General features: G+C 43.8%; 17 protein-coding genes. 5 read left to right on the top strand and 12 right to left on the bottom strand.

Annotated elements, in window-relative coordinates:
* Positions 1–2 precede the first annotated feature (2 nt).
* The 3 genes from MLE17_RS03980 to MLE17_RS03970 form a co-directional block, all read right to left on the bottom strand.
* The gene (locus MLE17_RS03980; protein ID WP_243347275.1) at positions 3–1,409 is read right to left on the bottom strand and encodes an anthranilate synthase component I family protein; all 1,407 of its coding nucleotides are present in this window, start codon (positions 1,407–1,409) and stop codon (positions 3–5) included.
* Positions 1,410–1,481: 72 nt separating this feature from the next.
* Positions 1,482–2,675 (bottom strand): tryptophan synthase subunit beta, encoded by a 1,194-nt coding sequence (gene trpB / locus MLE17_RS03975; RefSeq protein ID WP_243347274.1) that lies wholly within the window; start codon positions 2,673–2,675, stop codon positions 1,482–1,484.
* A gap of 286 nt (positions 2,676–2,961) precedes the next feature.
* Positions 2,962–3,999 carry an acyltransferase gene (locus tag MLE17_RS03970; RefSeq protein WP_243347273.1) on the bottom strand — a complete coding sequence of 346 codons (1,038 nt, stop codon included), beginning with the start codon at positions 3,997–3,999 and terminating at the stop codon, positions 2,962–2,964.
* Between the two features lie 127 nt (positions 4,000–4,126).
* Between MLE17_RS03970 and MLE17_RS03965 the strand changes: the two genes are divergently transcribed.
* From MLE17_RS03965 to MLE17_RS03955, 3 genes are read left to right on the top strand one after another with little or no spacing between them, the layout of a single operon-like run.
* On the top strand, positions 4,127–5,110 hold the full coding sequence (locus MLE17_RS03965) for an alpha/beta hydrolase (protein WP_243347271.1): 984 nt from the start codon (positions 4,127–4,129) through the stop codon (positions 5,108–5,110).
* Positions 5,107–5,487 (top strand): protease inhibitor I42 family protein, encoded by a 381-nt coding sequence (locus MLE17_RS03960; RefSeq protein WP_243347269.1) that lies wholly within the window; start codon positions 5,107–5,109, stop codon positions 5,485–5,487. The genes MLE17_RS03965 and MLE17_RS03960 overlap by 4 nt, the downstream gene beginning before the upstream one ends.
* 11 nt (positions 5,488–5,498) lie before the next feature.
* A complete protein-coding gene (locus MLE17_RS03955) occupies positions 5,499–6,410 on the top strand; it encodes a CPBP family intramembrane glutamic endopeptidase (RefSeq protein ID WP_243347267.1) in 912 nt (303 codons plus the stop codon).
* Between the two features lie 76 nt (positions 6,411–6,486).
* Here the strand turns inward: MLE17_RS03955 and fbaA are convergent, their stop codons facing one another.
* Positions 6,487–7,566 (bottom strand): class II fructose-bisphosphate aldolase, encoded by a 1,080-nt coding sequence (fbaA, locus tag MLE17_RS03950; RefSeq protein WP_243347265.1) that lies wholly within the window; start codon positions 7,564–7,566, stop codon positions 6,487–6,489.
* 311 nt (positions 7,567–7,877) lie between these two features.
* Between fbaA and MLE17_RS03945 the strand changes: the two genes are divergently transcribed.
* Entirely contained in the window at positions 7,878–8,870 is a 993-nt protein-coding gene (locus MLE17_RS03945) for a class II fructose-bisphosphate aldolase (RefSeq protein WP_243347262.1), read from the top strand.
* Positions 8,871–9,058: 188 nt separating this feature from the next.
* Positions 9,059–10,375 carry a carbohydrate porin gene (locus MLE17_RS03940; protein WP_243347261.1) on the top strand — a complete coding sequence of 439 codons (1,317 nt, stop codon included), beginning with the start codon at positions 9,059–9,061 and terminating at the stop codon, positions 10,373–10,375.
* 140 nt (positions 10,376–10,515) lie between these two features.
* Here MLE17_RS03940 and MLE17_RS03935 read toward each other — a convergent pair whose 3' ends face one another.
* From MLE17_RS03935 to MLE17_RS03900, 8 genes are all read right to left on the bottom strand, one after another.
* Complete coding sequence (locus MLE17_RS03935; RefSeq protein WP_243347259.1) at positions 10,516–10,710, bottom strand: hypothetical protein; 195 nt, start codon at positions 10,708–10,710, stop codon at positions 10,516–10,518.
* Positions 10,711–10,803: 93 nt separating this feature from the next.
* The gene (locus MLE17_RS03930; RefSeq protein ID WP_243347257.1) at positions 10,804–13,998 is read right to left on the bottom strand and encodes a T9SS type A sorting domain-containing protein; all 3,195 of its coding nucleotides are present in this window, start codon (positions 13,996–13,998) and stop codon (positions 10,804–10,806) included.
* A gap of 1,079 nt (positions 13,999–15,077) precedes the next feature.
* The gene (locus MLE17_RS03925) at positions 15,078–18,926 is read right to left on the bottom strand and encodes a beta strand repeat-containing protein (protein WP_243347256.1); all 3,849 of its coding nucleotides are present in this window, start codon (positions 18,924–18,926) and stop codon (positions 15,078–15,080) included.
* A 385-nt stretch (positions 18,927–19,311) separates the two neighbouring features.
* Entirely contained in the window at positions 19,312–20,556 is a 1,245-nt protein-coding gene (locus MLE17_RS03920) for a PAS domain S-box protein (protein ID WP_243347254.1), read from the bottom strand.
* A gap of 247 nt (positions 20,557–20,803) precedes the next feature.
* Positions 20,804–21,907, bottom strand: a complete 1,104-nt coding sequence (locus tag MLE17_RS03915) for an autotransporter outer membrane beta-barrel domain-containing protein (RefSeq protein WP_243347252.1) — start codon at positions 21,905–21,907, stop codon at positions 20,804–20,806.
* Positions 21,908–22,074: 167 nt separating this feature from the next.
* Positions 22,075–23,277: a saccharopine dehydrogenase family protein gene (locus tag MLE17_RS03910; protein WP_243347251.1), complete on the bottom strand. Its 1,203-nt coding sequence runs from the start codon at positions 23,275–23,277 to the stop codon at positions 22,075–22,077.
* 452 nt (positions 23,278–23,729) lie between these two features.
* Positions 23,730–24,050 (bottom strand): hypothetical protein, encoded by a 321-nt coding sequence (locus MLE17_RS03905; RefSeq protein ID WP_243347249.1) that lies wholly within the window; start codon positions 24,048–24,050, stop codon positions 23,730–23,732.
* Positions 24,051–24,197: 147 nt separating this feature from the next.
* Complete coding sequence (locus MLE17_RS03900) at positions 24,198–24,659, bottom strand: hypothetical protein (protein ID WP_243347247.1); 462 nt, start codon at positions 24,657–24,659, stop codon at positions 24,198–24,200.
* Between the last annotated feature and the right edge of the window lie 67 nt (positions 24,660–24,726).

Here is a 24,726-nt window from a genome sequence, read left to right as displayed (position 1 = left end):
ACTTATTTGATGGTTGAAGCCAGCAGCACCGCCTTATTCAGCGCTCCCAGTTTGTTATTCACCTCCTGCAATTCATTTTCACGAACTGATTTGGATACAATACCCGCTCCAGCCTGGAAGTGCAGCGTATTGTTTTTGCTCAGGAAGGAACGGATGGTAATGGCCTGGTTGAAGTCACCGTTGAATCCTATGTAACCGATGCAACCTCCGTAGAAACCACGCGCATGCTTCTCGATGTCGTCGATGAGCTGCATCGCACGAACTTTCGGCGCTCCTGAAAGAGTACCTGCCGGGAAAGTGTCGGCAAAAAGCTTGATGCGGTTAGCGCCTTCGTCAATGGTTCCAGATACGCGTGATACCATGTGGATCACGTGTGAGTAGAACTGGATTTCTTTGTATGACTCTACATGAACCTTCGAACAGTTGCGGCTCAGGTCGTTACGGGCCAGGTCAACGAGCATTACGTGCTCGGCGTTTTCTTTCGGGTCTTTCAGCAATTGTTCAGCCAGCTCCTGGTCTTTCTGGTCGTCGCCGGTGCGACGGAATGTTCCCGCAATCGGGTCGATAGTCGCTTTGTCGCCTTCCATCTTGAGGTGGGTTTCAGGAGAAGAACCGAAGATACGGAACGAACCGAAATCAAAATAGAAGAGGTAAGGAGATGGATTTACCGAACGTAAAGCGCGGTAAACGGTGAAATCGTCGCCTTTGAATTTTTGCTCAAAACGGCGTGAAAGAACAATCTGGAACACATCGCCGCGTTTGCAGTGTTTCACGCCTTTGTCCACCATTTCCATATATTCGTCATCCGTGATAGGAGAGGTGATGTCACCTTCCGCTTCAAACGAATAAACTGGGAAATTACGGCTGTCAATCATCGAAACCAGCTCCTCCATTTCGCTTTCGCCACCGGCAGGAATATTTTCGACAATCACCATTTCGTTTTTGAAGTGGTTGACCACGATGATGTATTTGTAGAAAATGTAAACCATCTCCGGTGCATCGCTTTGAGTTACGCCCGGTTTGTTAATCGATACATTTTCAAAATGTTGAACGGAATCATATCCGGTATATCCGAAGAATCCGTTAATACCGGTCGGGTTATTTTCGTAGTTTACGTCAAACTGATGTACGAAATTTTCCAGTAAAACAGGCAGTGAATTATCTTCTGACAAGGAAATAGTCTGGATTGTTCCATCCGGATATTGTTGGTAAACCGTTCCCTTTTCAGCGGTAAATTTCGCCAGCGGCTTGATGCCGATAAACGAGTACCGGTTGTCCACCACGTGAAAGTCAGTACTTTCGAGCAATGCCGACTCGGGGAAAATGTCTCGCACCTTCAGGTACAGGCTCACCGGAGTCTGAAGGTCAGCCAAAAGCGTTTGGCAGCGGGTGTTTATTTTGTATTGCATTGTTTTTGTCTTTAGCAGTTTTTGATTGCGATGCGGCGCATCATTTTCAAATTCTCAAATCTTCAAATTTGCTTATTTTCCCTGGCGGCTTTCGAACAAGGAAACGTATGTTTCCATATCCTTGTCGCCACGGCCGGATAGTGTAATCACTACCACATCATCCACTTTGAATTTCTTTTTACCCAAAACAGCCAGTGCGTGTGACGATTCGATGGCCGGAATGATACCTTCCAGAGCTGTCAGTTCGAATGCTGCGTCAATAGCCTCGTCGTCGGTAATGGCCAAAACTTCGGCGCGACCGCTTTGAGCAAGGTGAGCGTGCATGGGTCCGATACCCGGATAGTCGAGTCCGGCAGAAATCGAATATGGCTCAATAATCTGACCATCTTCGGTTTGCATCAGTAACGTTTGGCTACCGTGGATAATCCCTTTACGACCGAGGTGAATGGTGGCAGCAGTTTCGCCGGTTTCAATACCCAAACCAGCAGCTTCTGCCGAGATGATTTTCACACGGTCATCGCTCAGGTAGTGGAAATATGTTCCGGCAGCGTTACTACCTCCGCCCACACATGCTATGAGGTAGTCAGGGTAATCACGGCCCTCTTTTTCAAGCAACTGTTTTTTGATTTCCTCGCTGATGATGGATTGGAAACGTGCCACCATATCAGGGTAAGGGTGTGGTCCTACGGTTGAACCGATAATATAATGTGTATTCGAAGGGTTGCTGCACCAGTCACGAATCGCTTCGTTGGTTGCATCTTTCAGCGTTTTATTACCGCTTTGTACCGGGAATACCTTAGCGCCGAGCATCTCCATCTTTTGTACGTTCAGTTTCTGGCGTGCTACGTCGGTCGCTCCCATATAGACCACGCACTCCATGTTCATCAACGCACAAACAGTAGCTGTTGCCACACCGTGCTGACCGGCTCCGGTCTCAGCAATGATACGGGTTTTACCCATTCTGCGGGCTAATAGGATTTGTCCGATGGTGTTGTTGATTTTGTGAGCGCCGGTGTGGTTGAGGTCTTCGCGCTTGAGGTAGATTTTTGCTCCGTATTTTTCTGAAAGACGGCGGGTAAGGTAGAGAGGAGTAGGGCGGCCTACATAGTCGCGCAACAGTTGCTGGAATTCTTCCTGAAACGTCGGGTCGCTCATCACTTCCAGATACGACTTGCGCAATTTCTCTACATTTTGATAAAGGATTTCGGGGATATAGGCTCCTCCGAATTCGCCATAATAACCTTCTTCGTTTACGTTGTAGCTCATATGTTGTATATTTTGATAATCATTCTTTTTTGAGAAATGGGAATAAAAAAAGCCTGTCGTGAGTGCGACAGGCTTTTGTTTATATTTTGCTTTATAGTAGTTGGCAAATTTGGACAAAGAAATAGCGACTCACGACCGTTGAAGTTGTAAGCGCCACCACCAAAATTTGTTTACTACTGTAAGATTCATATTCGTTTTGTGATTGAATTTGTTGCAAATGTAAAGGGTCTGAATTAAAAATGCAAACGTTTTGTCCTTTTTTTTGCTGATAGTGAGAATTTTGCTTTTATCCCGCAAAATATTTTCCGTATGGCAGTTTATTCAGACCATAAATAATTGCAGTCGAAATGGTTAAGCAAAGCAGTGCCAGTACGGGGATTAACAGTCCCGGGTGAACAGTATTCCAATGGATATTTATTTCGACCAGATATCTCAGGACAAGCATGTGTACCAGATAGATTCCGAAGCTGTATTTGCTGATAACATTGCGGAGTTTAATGACAAGAGGATTTGTAATTTCCAGTTTGCGGAAAAAGAGGAATACTCCTATGGTGAAAAGTATCACATTAGGAGAAAGATTTTCATACAGCATTTCATTAAATGACTTTTCTCCAAATGAAATCATACCTGTGCCGATAATCGTGATAACTATACCAATGATGATGCAGGTTGCGGCAACGATATTATTGGTTTTCGGTTTAATGCTTTTGTTGGCCAGGTAATACCCCAATACCAGATATCCCATGCGTCCCGAGAAGTTGGCGATGTCGATTTCCATATGGAAATCTGAAAAGTAGGGTTGTTCCAATACAACGGCACACAGCCAGATGCCAAGGAAATAAAGCATCTCTTTTTCAGTGCAATTCCGGGCCCATTTCCCCAGAATAGGGATGAAAAGATAAAGCCCTATAAGCATGTAGATGTACCAGAAATGAAACGAAGCTCCATATTGCAGTTTTTCCAGAATGTAGTCAAGGCTGTCGAAGCTCAGGATATTTTCGCCGTTTTTTGCCTTATCCCAAAAGTCAAAAGCAATGTAAATCAGGCTCCAGAAGAGAAATGGCGTGAGCACACGGGTAAATCTTTTTCTGAAAAAGACCCCGAGGCTATACTCTTTGCCCAGCAATAAAACTCCGGTAAGCATAATGAAAATGGGCACGCTGTATCGCACCGCACCGCTGTAGATGTCACCTATCCACCAGTCTCCGGCAGGGATTTTTCCGAATAAAAGCACCGTGTCGCCTGAGGAATGAAGGAGTACGACACCGATAGTAGCCAGTGCCCGGAGATTGTCTATCCAGACTTGTTTAGTTGTTGGTTGCATCAGGTGAGAATTTGTTGCAAAATTAGAGCGTTTTTCGGGAATGTGGTTATTCTCAGCTTTTCTTGTCCTGATTTCTCTTTCATTAAAAATCAAATTGTGTACTTTTGTTCTCAAATTTGAGTACCGAATGAAACGATTTCTCCTGGCTTTTTTTAGCGGGCTTTCACTGATCTTTCCGGCTTTAGCCCAACATTATCGCCTGCATCCCGATATTCCCGTCGATAGTTCCTATTCAGCCCAAAACGAGTGGAAAAAACACAGCAAAAAATATCAGGCAATTACGTTGGCAGATGTAGGCAACACTGAAAAACTTCAGATAAATAACGACGTCGTCTATGCAAAATATGGAAAAAGGGAGATGCATCTTGACCTTGTCAGGCCTAAAGGTGTGAGTAAAAAGGTTCCCGTGGTGGTGATTGTCCATGCAGGAGGCTGGCGTTCGGGGGAGAAGAATATGGACCGTCCGATGGCATACGAACTTTCCCGCAATGGTTTTGCTACAGTCTGTGTGGAATACCGTCTTTCGATGGAGGCCAGATATCCGGCTGCTATTCAGGATGTAAAGGCTGCCATACGATGGGTCAGGGCAAATGCGAAAACATACGGGCTCAATCCTGACAAAGTGGCAATTATGGGTACTTCTGCCGGTGGCCAATTGGCGTCATTAATCGGAAGTGTAAATGAGCCTTTTGCCAAATATCAGAATGAGCTTTACAAGAAATATTCTGACCGGGTACAGGCGGTCGTGGATGTGGACGGTGTGCTGGCATTCCTGCATCCCGAATCGAGCGAAGGACAGGACCAGCCGGGTAAAACCTCTGCTGCAACGCTCTGGTTTGGAGTTTCTGCAAAAGAAAACTCTGCGCTTTGGAATGAGGCATCAGCCTTGCACCGGGTGAATAAGCACACCGCTCCGTTCCTGTTTGTCAATAGCGCCCAGGCCCGTTTCCACGCCGGGCAAAATGACATGGTGAATAAACTGAACCAACTGAGAATTTATAACGAGGTGCATCAGATTCCTGATACCCCGCATACTTTCTGGTTATTCCATCCCTGGCTGGATACGGCGATGACCTATATTGTTCCTTTCCTGAATAAAACGTTGAAATGAAGAGTTTGATTTTTGCCGGATTGGCTGTTGCTCTGCTTACTGCTTGTCAGGCAACGGTGAAGCATGAGGCTACACCATCCGATTACATAGTCCGCAAGGGCGAAGTGTTTAAAATTGATTTAAAATCCAATCCTACCACGGGTTACCACTGGGTGATAGTTCATCGTGACGAACGGGAGCTGGCTGATAGCGTTGCTGATATTTTCACACCGGATAGAAAACCAAAAAATGGTTTCGTTGGTGGCGGTGGTACACAAACCTTTAAGTTTAAAGGGACAGATAAAGGCATCGACACCCTGAAATTTGAATATGTGCGTCCGTGGGAGATAGGAGCAGAGCCATGCCAGACGGCATCTTATATCATTGAAGTTAGATAATTCACATACGAATGAAATTATATATACCCATTAACGGCAATCCGATGAAGGCGTTTTTACTGATGTTGGGCGGCCTTTTTACCGGATATCTGATTGCTTTTGCGCTCATCTTTTTTGCCGCAAAGCTGAATGCACCGTTTGGTGAAATCCTTTTTCATCAGGCGCCAGTTACGGCTGAATACGTACGATGGATGTTTGTTCTTTCCACTCCGCTAACGTTCGGATTTCCGGTGTTATGGGTAGCGCGGACATACAAACCAGGTCAGGGATTGTCATTTCTGCAAATCAATAAACCGACTACCGGAGGGATTGTTTTGTTTGCCTTGTTGGCAATGGTGCTTGGTCAGGGATTTATCTCCTTGTTGGGTGAATGGAACAGTCATCTGGTACTACCTCAATCTTTGGCCGGACTGGAGCAATGGATGAAGAGCAGTGAAAAACAAGCCTCCGATACGATGAATCTGGTCATGCAGACTCATTCATACGGAGTGTTATTGCTGAATATCCTGTTGATGGCTTTCCTGCCGGGTATTTTTGAAGAACTTCTTTTTCGCGGGGTGATTCAGAATCTGATGATTGATTCGCTGAGACGGGTTCATATTGCGGTCTGGATTACGGCATTTGTCTTTGCTTTTATCCACATGGAGTTTTACTCCTTTCTGCCTCGATTGGCGTTAGGCCTTTTGCTTGGCTATCTGGCTGTGTGGAGCCGTTCGCTTTGGCCATCCATCATTGTCCATGTTGTTAATAATGCGATGGTGGTGTTGATGACTTTTAGTGCGTACAATAAAGTTATTTCCCCAGATATTGAGAAGTCGATGGAACATATTGATCCGGTTTATGGGGTGGTTAGTCTGGCAGCTGCATTGTGGATGTTGTTTTTGGTAAAACAGCTTTCGGACAGAAAAGAGACAACTCAATAAGGAGATCTTTTGTTTAAACTTATCACAAAGCCGCTCCGGAGCTTCCCGAAACGGCTTCGCTTTTATTTCCCTAAAATCAGATGCTATTTACAGCATTGAGATCTTCAAAAGCCACTTTAAGTCGGGCAATCAATGACTCTTCACCTTTGCGTAACCAGACGCGAGGGTCGTAGTATTTCTTGTTTGGTTTCTCGTCACCTTCCGGATTACCGATCTGGCCTTGCAGGTAACCACGGTTAGCCGCTTCAAACGCACGAACACCATCCCAGTATGCCCATTGGGTATCGGTGTCGATGTTCATTTTTACCACACCGTAGCTGATGGCCTCACGGATTTCTTCGTGGGTCGAACCCGAACCACCGTGGAAGACAAAGCTTACCGGATGAGCATCTGCAATGCCCTCTTTCTCCCGGATGTAATCCTGTGAGTTTTTCAGGATAATCGGAGACAGTTTCACGTTACCCGGTTTGTACACTCCATGCACATTGCCAAATGATGCCGCGATGGTAAAGTTTGGAGAGACTTTGCTCAACTCTTTGTATGCGTAATAGACATCTTCCGGCTGGGTGTAGAGCAGGCTGTTATCCACACCGCTGTTGTCCACACCATCCTCCTCACCGCCGGTAATGCCCAGCTCGATTTCGAGGGTCATGCCCATCTTGCTCATGCGCTCCAGATAACGTTTGCTGATTTCGATGTTCTCTTCGATCGGCTCTTCCGAAAGGTCCAGCATATGAGAACTGAACAATGGTTTCCCTGTTTCGGCAAAATGCTTTTCGCTGGCATTCAGCAGTCCGTCAATCCAGGGAAGTAGTTTCTTTGCTGCATGGTCGGTGTGGAGGATGACGTGTACTCCGTAAGCCTCTGCCAGCGTGTGGATATGTTTAGCTCCGGCAATAGCGCCGAGTATCGCTGCCTGCTGGCCTTCAAGTTTCAGACCTTTGCCGGCATTGTATGCCGCGCCGCCGTTTGAGAATTGTATCATCACCGGAGCATTGACCAGTTTCGCTGATTCCATGATCGCATTAACAGTAGATGAACCAACTACATTCACTGCGGGAATGGCGAAGCCTTGTTTTTTAGCTACTTTGAAAATAAATTGCAGGTCCTGACCGGTAACTACACCGGGTTTTACTACCTCTGAAATTTTACCCATAATCGTTTTTATTAAAGTTTAGGAATAGGTTCGTCCCTCTGCTCGGACGATTGTTTTAATTCTTGATTATCTCAGACATAGATGTCCATTGCGGGCATTTACCTGTAATAGAGATAAAGTGTGCATGCTAAAAAACAAGCTTTAAAATGAAATTGTTTGCCCCCTTGCGATTGAAAAAATCACAATTTGCACAAAAATAAGTGTCAGGTTGTCGGCTTAACTATCATTTTACAAGATAAAAGAGGTTTATTATTAGAATGAAAATGACTACCTTTGCGGCACATTATTTCTAACTCTAAAAACTCAATTTAATGGTAAGCTACAAAGACTTAGGCTTGTCGAACACTAAAGAAATGTTCGCTAAAGCAATTGAAGGCAAATATGCTATTCCTGCTTTCAACTTCAATAACCTTGAGCAATTGCAGGCAATTGTAAGTGCAGCAGTAGAAACTAAATCACCGGTTATCCTTCAGGTTTCAAGCGGTGCACGTAAATATGCTAACTCAACTTTGCTTCGTTTCATGGCGCAAGGAGCTGTTGAGTATGCAAAAGAATTGGGTTGCGAAGTGCCTATCGCTCTTCACCTTGACCACGGTGACAGCTTCGAGCTTTGCAAAAGCTGTATCGATTCAGGTTTCTCTTCAGTAATGATCGACGGTTCACACTACTCATTCGAAGAAAACATCGAATTGACTAAAAAAGTAGTTGAATACGCTCACGCTCACGGTGTGACTGTAGAAGGCGAACTTGGTGTATTGGCAGGTGTTGAAGATGACGTAGTAGCTGAACACCACACATATACTCAACCTGAAGAGGTAGAAGAGTTCGTAAAAAGAACCGGTGTTGACTCATTGGCTATCTCTATCGGTACTTCTCACGGAGCTAACAAATTTACTCCTGCACAATGTACCCGTAACGAAGATGGTATCCTGATCCCACCTCCATTGCGTTTCGATATCCTTGAAGAAATCGAAAAACGTATTCCTGGATTCCCTATCGTACTTCACGGTGCTTCTTCAGTACCGCAAGATCAGGTTGCTATCATCAACAAATACGGTGGTGCAATGAAAGATGCAGTAGGTATTCCTGAAGAGCAATTGCGTAAAGCAGCTTCTTCTGCAGTTTGCAAAATCAACATCGACTCTGACGGTCGTATCGCGATGACTGCAGCTGTACGCGAAGTATTGGCTACTAAACCAGAAGAGTTTGACCCACGTAAATACTTAGGTGTTGCTCGTGACAACCTCAAAAACCTTTACAAAGCGAAAATCCAAAACGTATTGGGTAGCGCTGACAGAGTGTAATCTCTTTTTTCAATATAATGAGAAGCCTCCGGAGTTTTCCGGGGGCTTTTTTGTGTTATATAGATGTAATCAAAATTAGGGAAGGATTTGATGATATTTCCCTACTTTTGGGGATTGTGGCTTTTTTATAATCAGGCTTATTTTGCACTGGTAAATTAACCCTGTAATTCATCTAAAACGATTTGTATATGAAACAACCCAAACTCTTTATTCTTCCATTGTTGTTAAGTGCTACAACTGCGATCGCACAACAGGCAGATACGCTTAAGGAAGAGCTCTTTTCTTTCCATGCGCAAACGACGGTGATTAGTCAAAACAAGCCGAAGTTCTCCGTGAAATATAGTGGTGATAACAGCCTTTTACCTACAAAAGAGTCACAGACATCCCTGACATCTACCTTTTTCTTAGGAGCAAAATTGTGGAAAGGCGCTTCATTGTTCTTTAATCCCGAGATTGCCGGTGGTTCCGGGTTAACCGGAGCGTTGGGTGTTGGAGATGCGACCAATGGCGAGACTTTCCGGGTAGGAGATCCTGCACCGAAGCTTTATGTGGCACGTTTCTTCTACCGTCAGCTATTTGCGCTCAGCGATAAAATGGTATATCAGCAGAGCGATCAAAACCAACTGGGCGGTAAAGCCCCGGAAAAGTATTTGTCCATGACGTTGGGTAAAATTGGTATCGCGGATTATTTTGACGATAACAAATACAGCCATGATCCTCGTACTCAGTTTATGGCCTGGTCTCTGATGGATAATGGCGCATGGGACTATCCGGCGAATACACGCGGTTATACTCCGAGTATGGTGCTGGAATATGTAACGCCAACGAATGAGTTGCGTTATGCAGCATCTTTGCTTCCCAAGGATCCTAACGGTTCGGATATGAACTGGAATATTGCCAAATCCATCTCCCAGTCCATCGAGTACACACACCGATACAACCTGATAAACCGTCCCGGAGCTGTAAGAGTGTTGGGCTTTGTCAGCAAAACCCACGCAGGAAGCTACCGCGAAAGTCTTGTGCAAAATCCGACGAATCCGGATATAGATCAGACTCACAAGGATGGACGTATTAAATACGGTTTTACCCTGAATGCTGAACAGGAACTGACTGACTTTATCGGCTGTTTTGCCCGCGCGGGATGGAATGACGGCAAGACTGAGACCTGGGCATTTACAGAGATTGATAATACCCTGAGTGCAGGTTTTTCTTTTGATGGGATTAAATGGAGCCGTCCGGATGATAACTTCGGTATCGCGTATGTCAATTCCGGCTTATCAAAGCCGCACCAGGATTATCTGAAAGCAGGTGGTAAAGGATTCATGCTGGGTGACGGCTATTTGAATTATGGCCGGGAGCAACTGACCGAGCTGTACTATTCGGCGGCATTGAGCAAGAATATCTTCCTGACCGGAACCTACCAGTTATTACTGAATCCGGGTTATAATAAAGACCGCCAGGGGCCTGTAAATATCTTCTCGTTCCGCATTCATGTGGAGATTTAAGTAAATGGTATCAGCGCAAAGACGCCGTAATGCAGGGGATTTTGATTATAAATCCTTAAGCGTTAGGCGTCTTTTTGGTATGCTGTTTTATGTTCAGTACAAAAAAAGCGAGAATGCCGGTTTGGTACTATCGCTCTGAATTATCCGAGGTTGGATTTGTATGGGTCGTTGTTGAAGAAATCCGGGGTGTTCATTACTTTTCCCTCCCCAGGCCCGATTACCGGATTGGATACCATAATCACCGAGATTTCATTATCTATTTTTACTTCTCCAATCAATGGTGGAGAATAAGGCCTTTTTGGCGCTTTTGACTTTTCTGAATCTATGATTTTCATTTCTCAATAATATTTTTTGCGTTGGTCAAACATCTCGCCGATAGTGATCGGTATTGCTTACAAAAATAACATAAAATCTCGTTTGTTGGTTTGTTATTTAAATGACAATTTTTTTGTTGTGGTTTTTCCATCTGCTTTAACGGTTATCAGATAGATACCGGGTGAAAGTGCGGCGTCAACTATCGTTGTTTCTCCGGTAGTTGCAACAGAGGTCAGCTGTTGCCCTAAAATGTTGGAAATAGATATATCGCCTTTATGAACAGACGGATCTTTGATGGTTACTTTTATCTTGCCGTTCTCCTCCGAAATTGATGCAGCCAGGTCATTGCGAACCAGGGAGAGACCTGTCGTTACCTTACTCATTAAAATAGAGAAGCGTGAGGTCGTATTTGCGATGGCAGATGTGAACGTATAAGATTCACCGTTAGACAAGTCCTGTGTTGTATTTAGCTGTTTGTCATACAGGAAAATCGAGGTGTTGGGGTCGATGTTGGAAATCTCAGGAGCATTGATTGTAAATGATCCAGCTTTCCCTGTTTTGAATCCCAGTGGTGTTTCCTTGCTGGAGAAAGAGCTGTTCATGCAATTAATAACCAATTGCTCGCTTCCTGCCACAGTGTATATTTCCGGAATAGCAGCATTGTCGTTCGTTATTTTAGGCGAGTCCGAACTATCGAAGCTGTCGGAATACTCCGGATTGAAGACCAGGATGGATTGGTCAATGCTCGAACCGTTTGAAACCTGTAAGCGGAGTATCTGGTTGTCTGTTTCTTGCGCTCTACGTAAGAAATTGTTAGTAATATGTGTACGCATAGAGTTGTCGAAGCTAAGACTACCAGTTGAAGCTCCATCCTGTACTCTAACCCAGAAAGCCTGCATAGGCGGGATATAATTCGTTACAGCTGCGTAACCGTTGTTATTCGTTCCCACACCGGAATTGTAAGTGTCGAATACATATTTGTTGCTCGTGTTTTTGGCGCGATACCAGATGGTAGGAATCAGGTTCAGGTTGGTCGTTGTTGCCTTATTCCAGTCAATACTGGAGATGTATGGATTACCGACCAGGTTAAAGCCCCGTTTAGCTTTTCCGTTCTCCGTACGGTAGATGTTCATTGTATAAGCTCCGGTATTAAATGTGCCACCTGTAAATACGACGGTGTCAATTGCACTTGTATTTATAATGTAGCCAGTCATAATTCCAAAAGGAGTCGTGGCGTTTGTAATTTCATCCCAGGCTACATTCGGTTCATTATATTTCCACAGGTGATTAGTCCCTGACAGAGAGGTTATCACACCGCTTTGTGCAGCAGAAAGCGGGCTGGAGATATACCAGTTTTTCCCGTGTACCATACCTTTTATCACTTTTGATGTGCCGTTTACAGTCAGAGTTCCCCCTTGATCCACGAAAGATCCATCACCTTTCACGATGAAATCGCCATTAATGGTCAATGTTTTCCCTGCTGCAAGCGTAAGATTTGCTATGGAGTTCAGGGTAAGCTCCTTGATCGTAACATCCTGATCAATGGTCAGGGTACCGCTAGTGACTACTACCGTCGAATTTGTTGACGGGGCAGAGTGCGTTGACCAGTATGCCGAAGTACCCCAGGTGCCTGTTCCTGTCCACGAGTTGGGAACAATTGTCAGGGTTCCTGTGGTCTGATTGTTCCCTAAGATTGCCGTCACTGTATAGCAGCCTGGATCCAGTGCCCTGGCAGAAGGAATCGTTAAGGCCCAGGTATTGTTGGGTCTATTGTAAGTAAGATTGCCATCGCCGTATGTGTAGGTGATGCCATTGACAACAACAGAGTATTGATCTGTAGTAGCTTTAGTTACCGATCCGGTAATAGTCGGAGTTGATTTGTCGGTGCTCTGTGCCGCGACGGAGAAGACAAATGGCGTCACTACAACCGGTGCTGATGAATACCCACTTTGAGTAATTTTATAAGAAATCGGAGTTGGACAGCCGGTGAATCCAGATTCTGGTGAAAATGTTAATGTGCCGGTATTGGAATCATAAGCCCATGTACCTTCCCCGATTACGGTGATAGAAGACCCGGTTTGAATAATTCCATATTTATCAATTAAAGGGACTGTAACCTCACTCGCAGATGGGGTATTACCGTTCGATTTTTTATCGTTTGCCAGAATATTCAGAGTTGTTGCTGACCCGGAAACGACAGGGATTGTATCAGCCACGGCGGTCGGGTGTGTGGTATAAGTAACAGTTACTGTTGCCGGGGCAGATGTGAAAGATGTGCTATTTTCCGTGATTGTATATTCAATCGGAGTAGGATCTCCTGTAAATCCGCTGTTTGGAGTGAAAGTTAGTGTCCCATTGTTATTATTATATACCCAATTTCCTTCAGTGTGTACATAGACCGTATTCCCATCAGTCGAGACATTTGCTCTTAATGGGACTAATAATTTTACAGTCGAATTAGATTTTGTTGCGGTGGTTGTTCCGTTTGACAACTTGTCATTCGTCAAAATAGAGATAGTATTACTGGAGCTTACGTCTGCTCCGGCTATAGGCTCAGGGGCAGGGTTGGCAATTGTCACAGGCGAGTTGCCGTTGGTGACTTCCTGAAAAAGCAGGTCGTCAATGTAAAAGTCGTTGCCTGCGTCAGATATAAGATTGTTTGACACGTCCAGGTAATAGGTGCCATTTGTGTAACCTGTCGGAAGGTTGAAATCAACAGAGTATTGCACCCATGCACTACTTGCTGACGATAGAGTACCTGTGGCAGATTTGGATGCAACTTTTGAATTACCGGATGGGCTTATAATATTAACATTCAGGTTTGCAGAGGGATTTACAACATAAAGCCAAAAAGAAAACCGATACGTCTTGCCTGCCGAAAGGGGTACCGCACGCTTGTATATCGAAGCATAGGTTGTTCCCGCATTGACAGCTATTACAGCTCCGTTGGTATTACCTGTATGATCAGCGATATTTGTTTTCCACAACTGATACTGTTTAGAATATCCTGATGCGTATGTCGTGTAAATATTTGCCGGAGCGATAACGGCATAATAGCTGTTTTCAATCTCATTGGCATAAATATGTTCATTCCCATTGTAATTAGAAGGTGTGGTTGTTGCCGGGTTATCCGGAGTATTGGGATCGGCAAAAACATAGCAGTTGTTTCCTGTTGGTGTATATGGACAAGTAACCCTGGTCGTATGTTGGCCAAAATCTTCAGAGAATATTGTTGTTTGACCTGTTATCGATGAAATGGGTATTAATAGAAATGGTACTAAAAAGGTTAAATACTTCAAGTTGCGCATAAAACTAAAAGGATTGTTTTTATATCACATAAAATTATTTATCTCAAATATTGGGGTGTAATACACCAACTTCTTCCATACGAAGTATAGAGGCCTTAAAAATATCTTTGTTCAATTTCTGTTATCTCTTTAATATTTGAAATTGTAGTCAATAATAAGCCAGTCATGTGTTGAATAAAAAGCTTAACTATTATATACTGATTTTGATGGTTTATTCGGAGGAGCACAATTTGATAAGAATAGCCGATAATAAACCGCATTTTAATGTTTAAAATGCGGTTGCGAATTTACAAAAAAAGGATAGAGTTGTTGGATGCTAGCTGTTTTTTTTATTTGTTGCCAATGTATATGCCCTCCGGGGGGGACCGATAGTTTTAATTCCCTACGTTGGTCTGGCTCTTTATAGAAAATGAGAGAGGGTGTCCCCAAAAGATACCCTCTCTCATTTTCTCACATTCGAAGTCTTTGCAATCTACTCTGAAATTGAAACTTAGAACATGAGTGCAATAAAGAATAAACGTAACTACTCAGCCGCTTTTATTGGCATTATATGCCTAAATAGCATAATAAGTAGCAAAACAAGGCGCATGTTGAGTCATTTTGATCGTTGCATTGTGTGAAATCAATATTTTCAGATCAATTTTATTAGGTGTGAAGTTGTCAACTGATTGATTTTTAGCAAAATAATGTGGCTGGATAGTTGCGAATAAACTAGTCTTTAAAAATTATCCAAATGGGCAGAACACGCTGTATGAAGAGAGGATGCCCTATGGGGGCATCCTCTTTGAATTATCCGAGGTCGGATTTGTATGGGGCGTTGTGGAAGAAGTCCGGGGAGTTCATTGCTGGCATCTCCGCCCTTCACCGGGCCCGATCACCAGATCAGTTGCCACAATCACTGATATCTCCTTATCAATATCCACTTAATCAATCTGAGGTGGTGAATAATGCTTTTGGGTGCTTGAGGCTATTATCTATTATTTTTATCTCTCTATAATATTTTTGCGTTGGTCAAACTTGTTGCCGATAGTTATCGGTATTGCTTACAAAAATACCATGAAATCTCGTCTGTTGGTTTGTTATTTAAATGCCAGTTTTTTTGTTGTGGTTTTTCCATCTGCTTTAACGGTTATCAGATAGATACCTGGTGTCAGTGCGGCGTCAACTATCGTTGTTTCTCCGGTAGTTGCAACAGAGGTCAGCTGTTGACCTAAGGTGTTGAAGATTGCGATATCGCCTTTATGAACAGACTGATCTTTAATGGTCACCTTTATCTGACCGTTCACTTCCGATATTGATGCCGCCAGGTCATTACGAACCTGAGAGAGACCTGTCGTTACCTTACTCATTAAAATAGAGAAGCGTGAGGTCGTATTTGCAATGGCAGATGTGAACGTATAGGATTCACCGTTAGACAGGTCCTGGGTTGTATTTAATTGTTTGTCATACAGGAAAATCGAGGTGCTTGGGTCGATATTGGTAATCTCGGGAGCATTGATTGTAAATGACCCGGCTTTCCCCGTCTTGAATCCCAATGGTATTTCCTTGCTGGTGAAATCGCTGTTCATACAATTGATTACCATTTGATCACTTCCTGACACTGTGCATATTTCTGGGATAGAAGCGTTGTCATTTGTCATTTTCGGAGAGTCCGAATCATCGAAACTGTCAGAGAAATTAGAATTGAAGACCAGCACGGATTCGTCAATGCTAGCTCCATTGGTAACCTGTAGCCGGACTGCCTGATTGTCTATTACCTGAGCACTACGTAGGAAATTGGTTGTATTGTGAGTACGCATGGAGTTGTCGAACCCAAGAGAACCTGTTGTAGCCCCTGCATCAACTCTCACCCAGAAAGCCTGCATCGGTGGGATATATTTTGTGACAGCACCGTATTGGTTGTTGTTCGTCCCTACGCCAGCAAGAGCATTATATGTGTCAAATACGTATGTGCTGCTCATGTTTCTTGAACGATACCAGACAGTAGATGTGAGGTTGGTTTTAGTTGCCTTACTCCAGTCCACACTGGAAATATATGGATTACCCACCAGGTTAAATCCACGTTTGCTTTTGCCGTTTTCTGTACGGTTAATAGTCAATGAAAGGGGGCCTGTATTCAATGAACCACCGGTAAATACCACGGTGTCGGCAACACTTGTATTTACGATGTATCCGGTCATGACTCCAAAAGGAGTAGTTGTATTTGTGATTTCGTTCCAGACAACATTAGGTTCATCGTATATCCACAAATGGTTTGTTCCCGATAATGTGGTTACCACACTGCTTTGAGCTGCGGAGACCGGGCTGGAGATGTACCAGTTTCTGCCATGAGTCATTCCTTTCATTACTTTTGTTGATCCGGTTACTACCAGAGTGCCTCCCTGATCTACAAATGAACCGTCTCCTTTAATCACGAAATCACCGGTAACTGTCAGTTTTTTTCCTGATGAAAGAGTCAGGTTTGCTCCGGAATTCAAAGTCAGGCTACTGACTGTGACATCCTGATCGATAGTCAGAGTACCACTGGTTACTACCGTCTTAGAGACTGAAGAAGGCGTAATTCCTGTTGACCAGTTTGCCGGAGTTGCCCAGGAGCCTGTTCCAGTCCATGAGTTGGTGCCAATCACCATTGAACCGGTACCTTGCGCTGTATTTCCGGCAGCATCGGATAATGTAGCTGTAACTGTATAGCTTCCTAATGCCAATGTGTTGGCATTAGGAATGGTTAACGCCCATGTGTGAGAGTTATTTTCATAAGTCAGGTTGCCTCCACCATATGTATAAGTAACTCCGTTTACGGTCACTGAAAACACGTCTGTTGCCGCAATTGTAACTGTACCGGAAATGGTTGGAGTCTGATTACTTGTGCTTAGATTCGTAACGGTTGGAGCTGCTGGCGCGGTCAGGTCAATCGTAAAGCTACTATAAGCACTTATATCATTATTACCTTTTGTGCTCACTGTGATTGTTAAGCCTACATTCCCTGCTGATAGACCGCTTGACGGAAAAGCGATTGTGCCTGATTTTACCTGGGCTGATGAAAGATCCAAAGACCAAATATCACCGGTCGGTATTGTTAATGTATAGGTATAGATGGTTGCAGGCGATGTGATGGGGTCAAATACCAAAATAGTAGCAGTTCCTCCAGCCGGTCCGTTACCTGTGATAATCGGTTTCCTATTTGTTGTGATGTTGTCAGATGATGACGTACCGGTGTCATTGGTTGCGTCATTTTTCAGGTCAATAGATGGCTCGGCGAGTGTAATCGATTTTGAGCCTGAAGCTGCTCCGGCATTACCCGCCAGGTCAGTATAGCTTTGTCCGCTTACGTAAAAGGAGGGGCCAATTACAGAACTGGTAGCCAGAAGAGTCGCCGTCCAAACCGTAGGATCCGTACCGCTTTGTTGCAGGTTTGAAAAAGACCCGTTAGTCACCGAAATATCCTCTTTAGCAAAAGTACTGCCCGGATTTTCACTGAATGTAAATGTAACAATCTGGGTGGTGTTATAGATCATAGAGGCATTTGCCGTTATCGAAAGCACCGAAGGGGCTACAACATCATAGTTCAGTGTCAATGAAGCCGCTTGGCCATTGTTGTTGCTCATATCCTGATAGCTGGCAGCTGCTACACTAACAGTCGTAGCTACGGCTGAACTGTTTTTGGTAAATTGAACTGTATAGAGTGTCGGATCTGTCGGACTTTGAGTTAAGGTAGAACCTAATGTTCCACCGGTTACAGAAATATCACTGAGTGTGAAATTCTGCACCTGTTCGCTAAACTGGAAATAAAGCGTACAAGTCTCGTTAGTAGCCAGCACTCCACCTGTATTGGTGATTGTTAATGTAGGGGGCGTTGTGTCTGTATCCGAAACGGTTACAGTAATAGTTTGATTAGTAGTATGCACACCGTCTGATACTTGCACAATTACAATGTAGGAGCCGTTTACCGCTGCACTGTTAAAAGTCAATGCGCCGGTTGATGCGTTGATACTAAAGAGTGCCGCATTGGCTCCCCCTGAAATGGAGTAAGTGAGCGCATCTCCTGCGTCAGCATCGGTAGAACGTATTGTCGCCACAGTTGTTGATCCTTGTAAAACCGAAAATGAAGAGGCGCTTGTAAATACAGGAGAGTTGTCGTTTACGTTAGTTACAGTAACTGCTATATCCTGAATGTCTGTTGCCCCAAGAGGGTCTGTTGCAGTAACCTGGACATCATAAACGTTATTTGCCCCGGCATCAATAGGATTTTCAAAGTTCGGAGCTGTATTAAGTGTTAATACCCCCGTAGATGAGTTTATGGTAAATTTTGAAGCATCTGATCCTCCTGAAATCGCGTAGGTTAATGTGCCGTTTTCAGTATCGCTGGCTGTTACTGTTGTTACGCTGGTGGTGTTTTCTGTTATAGAAACTGAGGCAGTAGTTCCTCCTCCATTAGAGGTGATTACAGGTGCTACATTTGCTTGCTGGCTGGCCTGAATCGTATTTAAGTCACCAGACATTGGTGCAGAGTTTGTACTGACACTAGAGTTGTTCGTAAAACTACTTTCAAATCCCGGTAAGATAATAAAAAATGCTTTGCCAGTTTCTGTATTATTGCCCAGTGCTGTGGTTTCGGCGAAATAGCAAGCATTTGCCGGATTACCTGATACTTTACGGGATATAACACCGTTGTACACATAATATGAACCTCCACTTGTGAAGGTAAGCTGTCCTGCAACGTCATTCCCGGAGAACAAAACATCAGCAGGATTGGCAGATGTAAATTTAATGGTTGTCGCCGGAGTTGGAGTTGTAATATCAATATTAGGACTGGAAATTTTATAACCGGTTCCCGTTCCCTGATAAATCTTGGAGAACGTAACCGATGCAGCCCTCACCTGAGCGATTATCGCTAAAAAGGAAAGAAAGAGTAATAGGAATTTTTTCATATCTCTCAACGTTATGTTTAAACCAGATGACTATTATATCGAATTATTTGAATGAACAAGATACTCTTAATGCTCTTTACGAATAAAAACATCAATTGCTATACATCCTTTTGTTTGAAAACGGAAGTATAGACCAAAGTCGTTATTTGATTTTGTATTTGCCCGAAATTTAATTCACCCTAAAAAATGCACTGCTGGAATAGCAAAAAGTTTGGGGACTCTTAATGTTTCACTTAATTATCCCTTCTCTAAATTACCCTACAAAGGTATATTTGAAATCATTACAAATAATAGTTTTTGGGGAAGCAATAAGGAAGCAAGAAAGAGTTGGGTAATCTTTTTCAATGAGAATGAGAAGGTATAGGTCTGAATCAGAAGTGTGGGTCTAAATACTAAGGAGGTAGGCCACCAGATTGTCTTCATTGGTCAGCCCCAGTTTTTTACGGAGTCGGGTACGCGAAACCCTGATGCTGTCGTAGGTCTGGTTGGTGATCATTGCAATCTCCTTGGTGTTGATGTTAAGAGAGAGTAGTGCGCAAAGTTTAATCTCTGCCGGGGTGAGATTCGGATGGTTTGCTAAGAGTACTGATGAAAATTGAGGGCGGGAAGAATCCAGGTGGTTATTCAGATTCTTCCAGATAATGGATTGTTGGTTCTTTTCCATTTCCAGGATAAGCGAGTCCATATCTTCGAGGAGAGCATTGTCTTCTGTTGATATCTTAAGACGAAGTTGTTTGAGCTTTTTGCTCAGACGTACTGCTGCATCGTTGGTGTTAGCTAATTGCAACAGCCGGAGGGTGAGGTCTTTGTTTTTCTGTTCAATATGCTCCTTCAGCTCAAGCCGGTGTTGTTCCAGTTTGATTTCTTCATATTTGCGTTGAGTAATATCCACGAATGTGGTGATGATGATTTCACTGTCAGGCAAATACGATACATTCATTATGCCGTATTTTCGTTCGCCGGCTTTATTGTAAAAGGTTAATTCATATTCGGATGGCGCATCCTGAGGATCTACTAATCGTCTCCGGTTATACTCCTTCAACCGGTCAAGCTCATCAGCGGGGATTTGTTCTGTCCAGCTCATGCCGATGAGCTCCTCTCTGCTATAGCCTGAGATTCTGCAATATACATCATTGACTTCCGCAATGGTCGTGTCAAGATTGAGAATGGCGATGGCGCCCGGACTGTCTTCAAACAGGGAGCGGAATTTTTCCTCACTTAAGCGCAATGCTTTTTCGCTTCTCTTTCGGTGGGTAATATCTATTGCCATTGTGAGCAACAGCTTCTGTCCGTTCATTTCCAGGAGAGTAGCATTGATCAGGGTGTGGATATCTTCGCCTTTGAGGTTTTTAAAATCCAGTTCGAAGCCGTTCACATTTTGCTCCCGGATTAACCGGCGCATAAAGGTGTCACGGTTTGAATCTTTCCAGATGCCGAGTTCCGTGCTGGTTTTACTGACAACCTCGCTCTCTTCCAGGTTAAAAGTTTCGCGGAAAAAGCGATTTGTCCGGATTATCTCACCTGTTTCCAACTTTGATAAAACCAAAGGCAGAGGCATATTGTCAAAGAGTGTATTGAAAATATGATCAGATAAATGGCTGGAGGTGTTTTTGCTTAGCTCTTGAAACATTGGACTTTAATGGTGTAAAAGATTCCGTGTAATATTCCCTTTTAAAAGAAATAGGCTAATCGCTATTGTGTTCTCTATATCTACGCAAAGATACAAATGTTTTTTTTGTGTAAATATCCGGTGAGTAATTAATTGCTTTTAAATTATAGTGAGATTCTATTTTAGAGCCTGTTTGGATTTTATCGAACCCTTTTGATAAAGTTGGTAGTCCGTCTTTCTTGTTGCTGTTTTAGTCTCTACGGAGGGCTTACCAACAATAACGTAATCCGACAGATAAGTCAAGATGTGTCAGGTTTTCAAAATCAGAATTCTCAAATTTGATAGTTTTGGTAAATCCTTTGAAGTCGGTTTGTTTCTCAGAATACAGAGCTCCCTGTATAAGCGAAGCCTGTGCCCCCAGATAGAAATATTCTGATAGCGGAAAATAGTATCCCAGGTCAACGTAAGTACCCAGTGTCGAGCCGTTAAGAGATGCTTTTTCGGTATTGTTGTTCAGGATTGTAATTCCCTCTGTATATTTTAAATACCCCAGGCCGGCTGACATACTAAAATAACCCATCATAGGTCTGCGCATACTTGTAAATGTAAGGATAGGGCCTGTGAATGAAATTGTAGTTTCTTCCTTTAGTTTTCCATAGGTAGTGTAATTATTCAGAGACATTGATACATTGTCCAGGCTATTCGAAGAGTTAAATCCGGCATGCTTGATCCCGATTCCATATTGTTCGTTGAAGAAGTATGTTGCATCCAGGCTGTATAGAAGTCCCCGTTTAAGCGTGCTGTAGAAATCTTTCTGGATAGCGGAGATGTCTTTGGGAAGTGGAGCCAGTCTTTGAGCGAAACCCAGGTTAGTCCCCAGTGTGAATTTATTAAATACAGCGGATTTAGAGAGTCCCGGTTTCTGATGATTTTGAATGGATTCCTGCACTACGTCTTTAATGGGAGCCTTAAGGATTGTATCTTTGGTTGCTGTTTTAAGAGGTGTTGTAGTGTCTGTTTTGTATTTGTAGAATACAGCTGTACAACGATAGCAGCTACTCCATAGGTCCGGATGTTTTTCCTCTGTGATATTGATCAGATCAGCGTTAAGTGCGCAGCCCTCTTTCTTGAGTATTTTGATAGCCTCATCTTCACTGCAGCTTAGAGAAAAACCCGAATCTCCCAGCTTTATTATTCCCAACTGAGTCAGATTATCTGTTTTTATTACGTTTTTTTTGATCTCAATTGTACAGTTGCGATACTCTGACTTGTTGACCGTGTAGCCGCTCCTTACAATTTGGTGAGCACATCCGGTGGTTAAAAGAAATGTCAGAATAAGCAAAGAGTAAATGGCGGAATGTTTGCTGATCATAATGTATTGTTGTGTGTGATTTGGTTTTTTATGTGTGGTAAAGGGCGCAAAATTAGATAAAGTTTGCAGAACGGGAAAGGGGAAAGTTGTATATTGTGCGATGCAGCGATTGTTTCAAACAAAAAAAAGCGCCCCAAAGGACGCTTTTCGTATGATAAAATGATTGATTACACTTCCAGATCAAGTCCGTGTACTTCATGCCAGGGCAATCCGTGTACGTTCAATGCCTCCATGAACGGATCCGGGTTAAACTCTTCCACGTTGTACACACCCGCTTTGCGCCATTCGCCTTTGAGGAACATCATCGCACCAATCATGGCAGGTACACCGGTAGTGTAGCTTACGCCCTGAGCGCCTGTTTCGTCATAAGCAGCCTGGTGGCTACAGTTATTGTACACGTAGTAAGTTTTTTCCTGACCGTCTTTGATACCTTTGATGCGGCAACCGATTGAGGTTTCGCCGGTGTAGTTTTCACCCAGCTCACCCGGGTTAGGCAATACGGCTTTCAGGAACTGGATAGGAACGATCTCCACACCGTTGTAGATAATTGGCTCAATGCTCGCCATACCGATGTTCTGGATCACGCGCAGATGAGTCAGGTACTCCTGTCCGAATGTCATCCAGAAACGGGCACGTTTGATGGTCGGGTAGTTTTTCACCAACGACTCCAGCTCTTCGTGATAGATCACATACGACTCTTTCGGGCCGATGTTCGGATAGTTGATCGGCTGGTGGATTTCGTGCGGCTCAGTGGTTACCCATGCGCCATTCTCCCAGTAGCGACCTTTCTGGGTCACCTCGCGGATGTTGATTTCCGGGTTGAAGTTGGTAGCAAACGCTTTACCGTGGTCTCCGGCGTTGCAGTCCACGATGTCGAGGTAATGCATTTCGTCGAAGTGGTGTTTGGCAGCGTAAGCGGTATATACGCCTGATACGCCCGGGTCGAAACCGCAACCGAGGATAGCGGTCAGGCCGGCTTTCTCAAAGCGCTCTTTGTACGCCCATTGCCAGCTGTATTCGAATTTCGCTTCGTCGATCGGTTCGTAGTTGGCTGTATCGAGGTAGTTGACTCCCGCTTCCAGACAAGCATCCATGATGGTAAGATCCTGGTAAGGCAGAGCCACGTTGATTACGATTTCCGGTTTGAATTCATTAAACAGTTTAACCAGTTCAGGTACGATGTCGGCGTCCACCTGTGCGGTTTTGATTTCCACACCGGTACGTTTTTTTACGTCGGCAGCAATGGCGTCGCATTTTGATTTGGTGCGGCTGGCCAGCATGATTTCAGTAAAAACATCCGGGTTTTGTGCTACTTTGTGCACAACAACAGTGCCGACACCGCCGGCGCCAATGATTAAAACTTTTCCCATTTCTTAGTTTTATGTTTCGAATTAAAGCCCCCCTAATCCCCGGGGGCAGTTGGATTGTTATGTTTTCAGTTTACCGCCCCTAAATCCCCTAAAGGGGACTTTTTCAGCAGTGGAAAATAGAAATATTCTGCGATAAAAGGCTGTAATTTTTGATTCCGACAATGACCTGCATGCTCTATAAGTCCCCTTCAGGGGATTTAGGGGCACTGGTAAAGAACCATAACAGCCTTGTCTGAAAAGTAGCTTCTAACAAAGCATTCGGTGAATCGGACTCAGTGTATAAGCCAAAGTCTTCAAGTCGTAAATCTGATTGTTTTATCGGTCTGAATTAAGCTGCAAAGTAACGAAATTTATCACACCCAAACAAAAAACGTTTTCATTCAGGGGCGAATGAAAACGTTTTTTATCAATATCGTAATATTCAGTAAGATGCAATGTCGTTTGCAAGCCTTTTACGGACGGCTATATACGACTCTTCCTGTTGCGTTTGTGCTGTCTTTTATATCAAAAATCGCTTCGTTGTCGGTCAGGGCGATCAACCGCATGTTGATACCCGTTTGTGATTTTACCTCAAGCATGTTGCCCATGAAGGTATATTTTCCGATAGAGGACATATTAGTGAAGCATTTGGAGGATTCCCCCTGTAGTAAATCACCGTTCAGAAATTCGTAAGACAGGGCTGGAGACAGATTCCCGTTTTCAACACGTTGGAAAATCCATCGGCCTTCTATGGTTGGTTCCTGGTTGCAGGCCGCCATCAAAAGGATGAGCAAAAAGAATGAAATTAGAACAAGCAAAAGCGACTTCATGGTAAAAACGAAAATTGTAAAGGGTTAAGGTCTTAGATTGTAATTCAGGCTTTACAAATATAACGTTTTGGTTTGAATAAAAAAGTGGGAAGTCGCTGGTATTCACATAGTTTAATTTAGATTCAGGATTTTAAAACGTAGCCGCAAACGACCCTCTTCGAAGTCGTAATTGAGCATCTTGAATGTGCCTATTTCGGAGGTGTTTTCCACATGCAGTCCTATGCAGGCGCAGGCATCGTAATCGCCTACTTTGATCACGCGAACGGTGTCGCCCGACTCCTCGGGAAGCTTGCTCAGATCGACAATCTTTGCGGCATCTTCTTTAGTCATAAACTCGATGGTGACGGGGTGATGTTTGGCGATTTCTTCATTGACAATGCGCTCCACCTCCTGCATCTGCGTTTCAGTCGGAGCTTCCTGCAGGTAGTAGTCGCATTTGCTTTTCTTTTTTTCGATGTGCGCGTTTACTGAACGGGTGCAGCCAAACATGCGCACCATGGTCTGGTTTAATATGTGTTCTGCCGTATGCATCGGCAGGCAATAGTCTTTTTTAGGGGCTAATTGGGTATCCATGATGTTGGGGATTATTCTAAAGACCTAACAGGTTTTTGAAACCTGTTAGGTCTGATTTGCTGCAAAA

This window comes from Parabacteroides sp. FAFU027, from assembly GCF_022808675.1.
Taxonomy (GTDB): Bacteria; Bacteroidota; Bacteroidia; order Bacteroidales; family UBA7332; genus CAXXIC01.
This window is presented reverse-complemented; position numbering and strand designations above follow the sequence as displayed.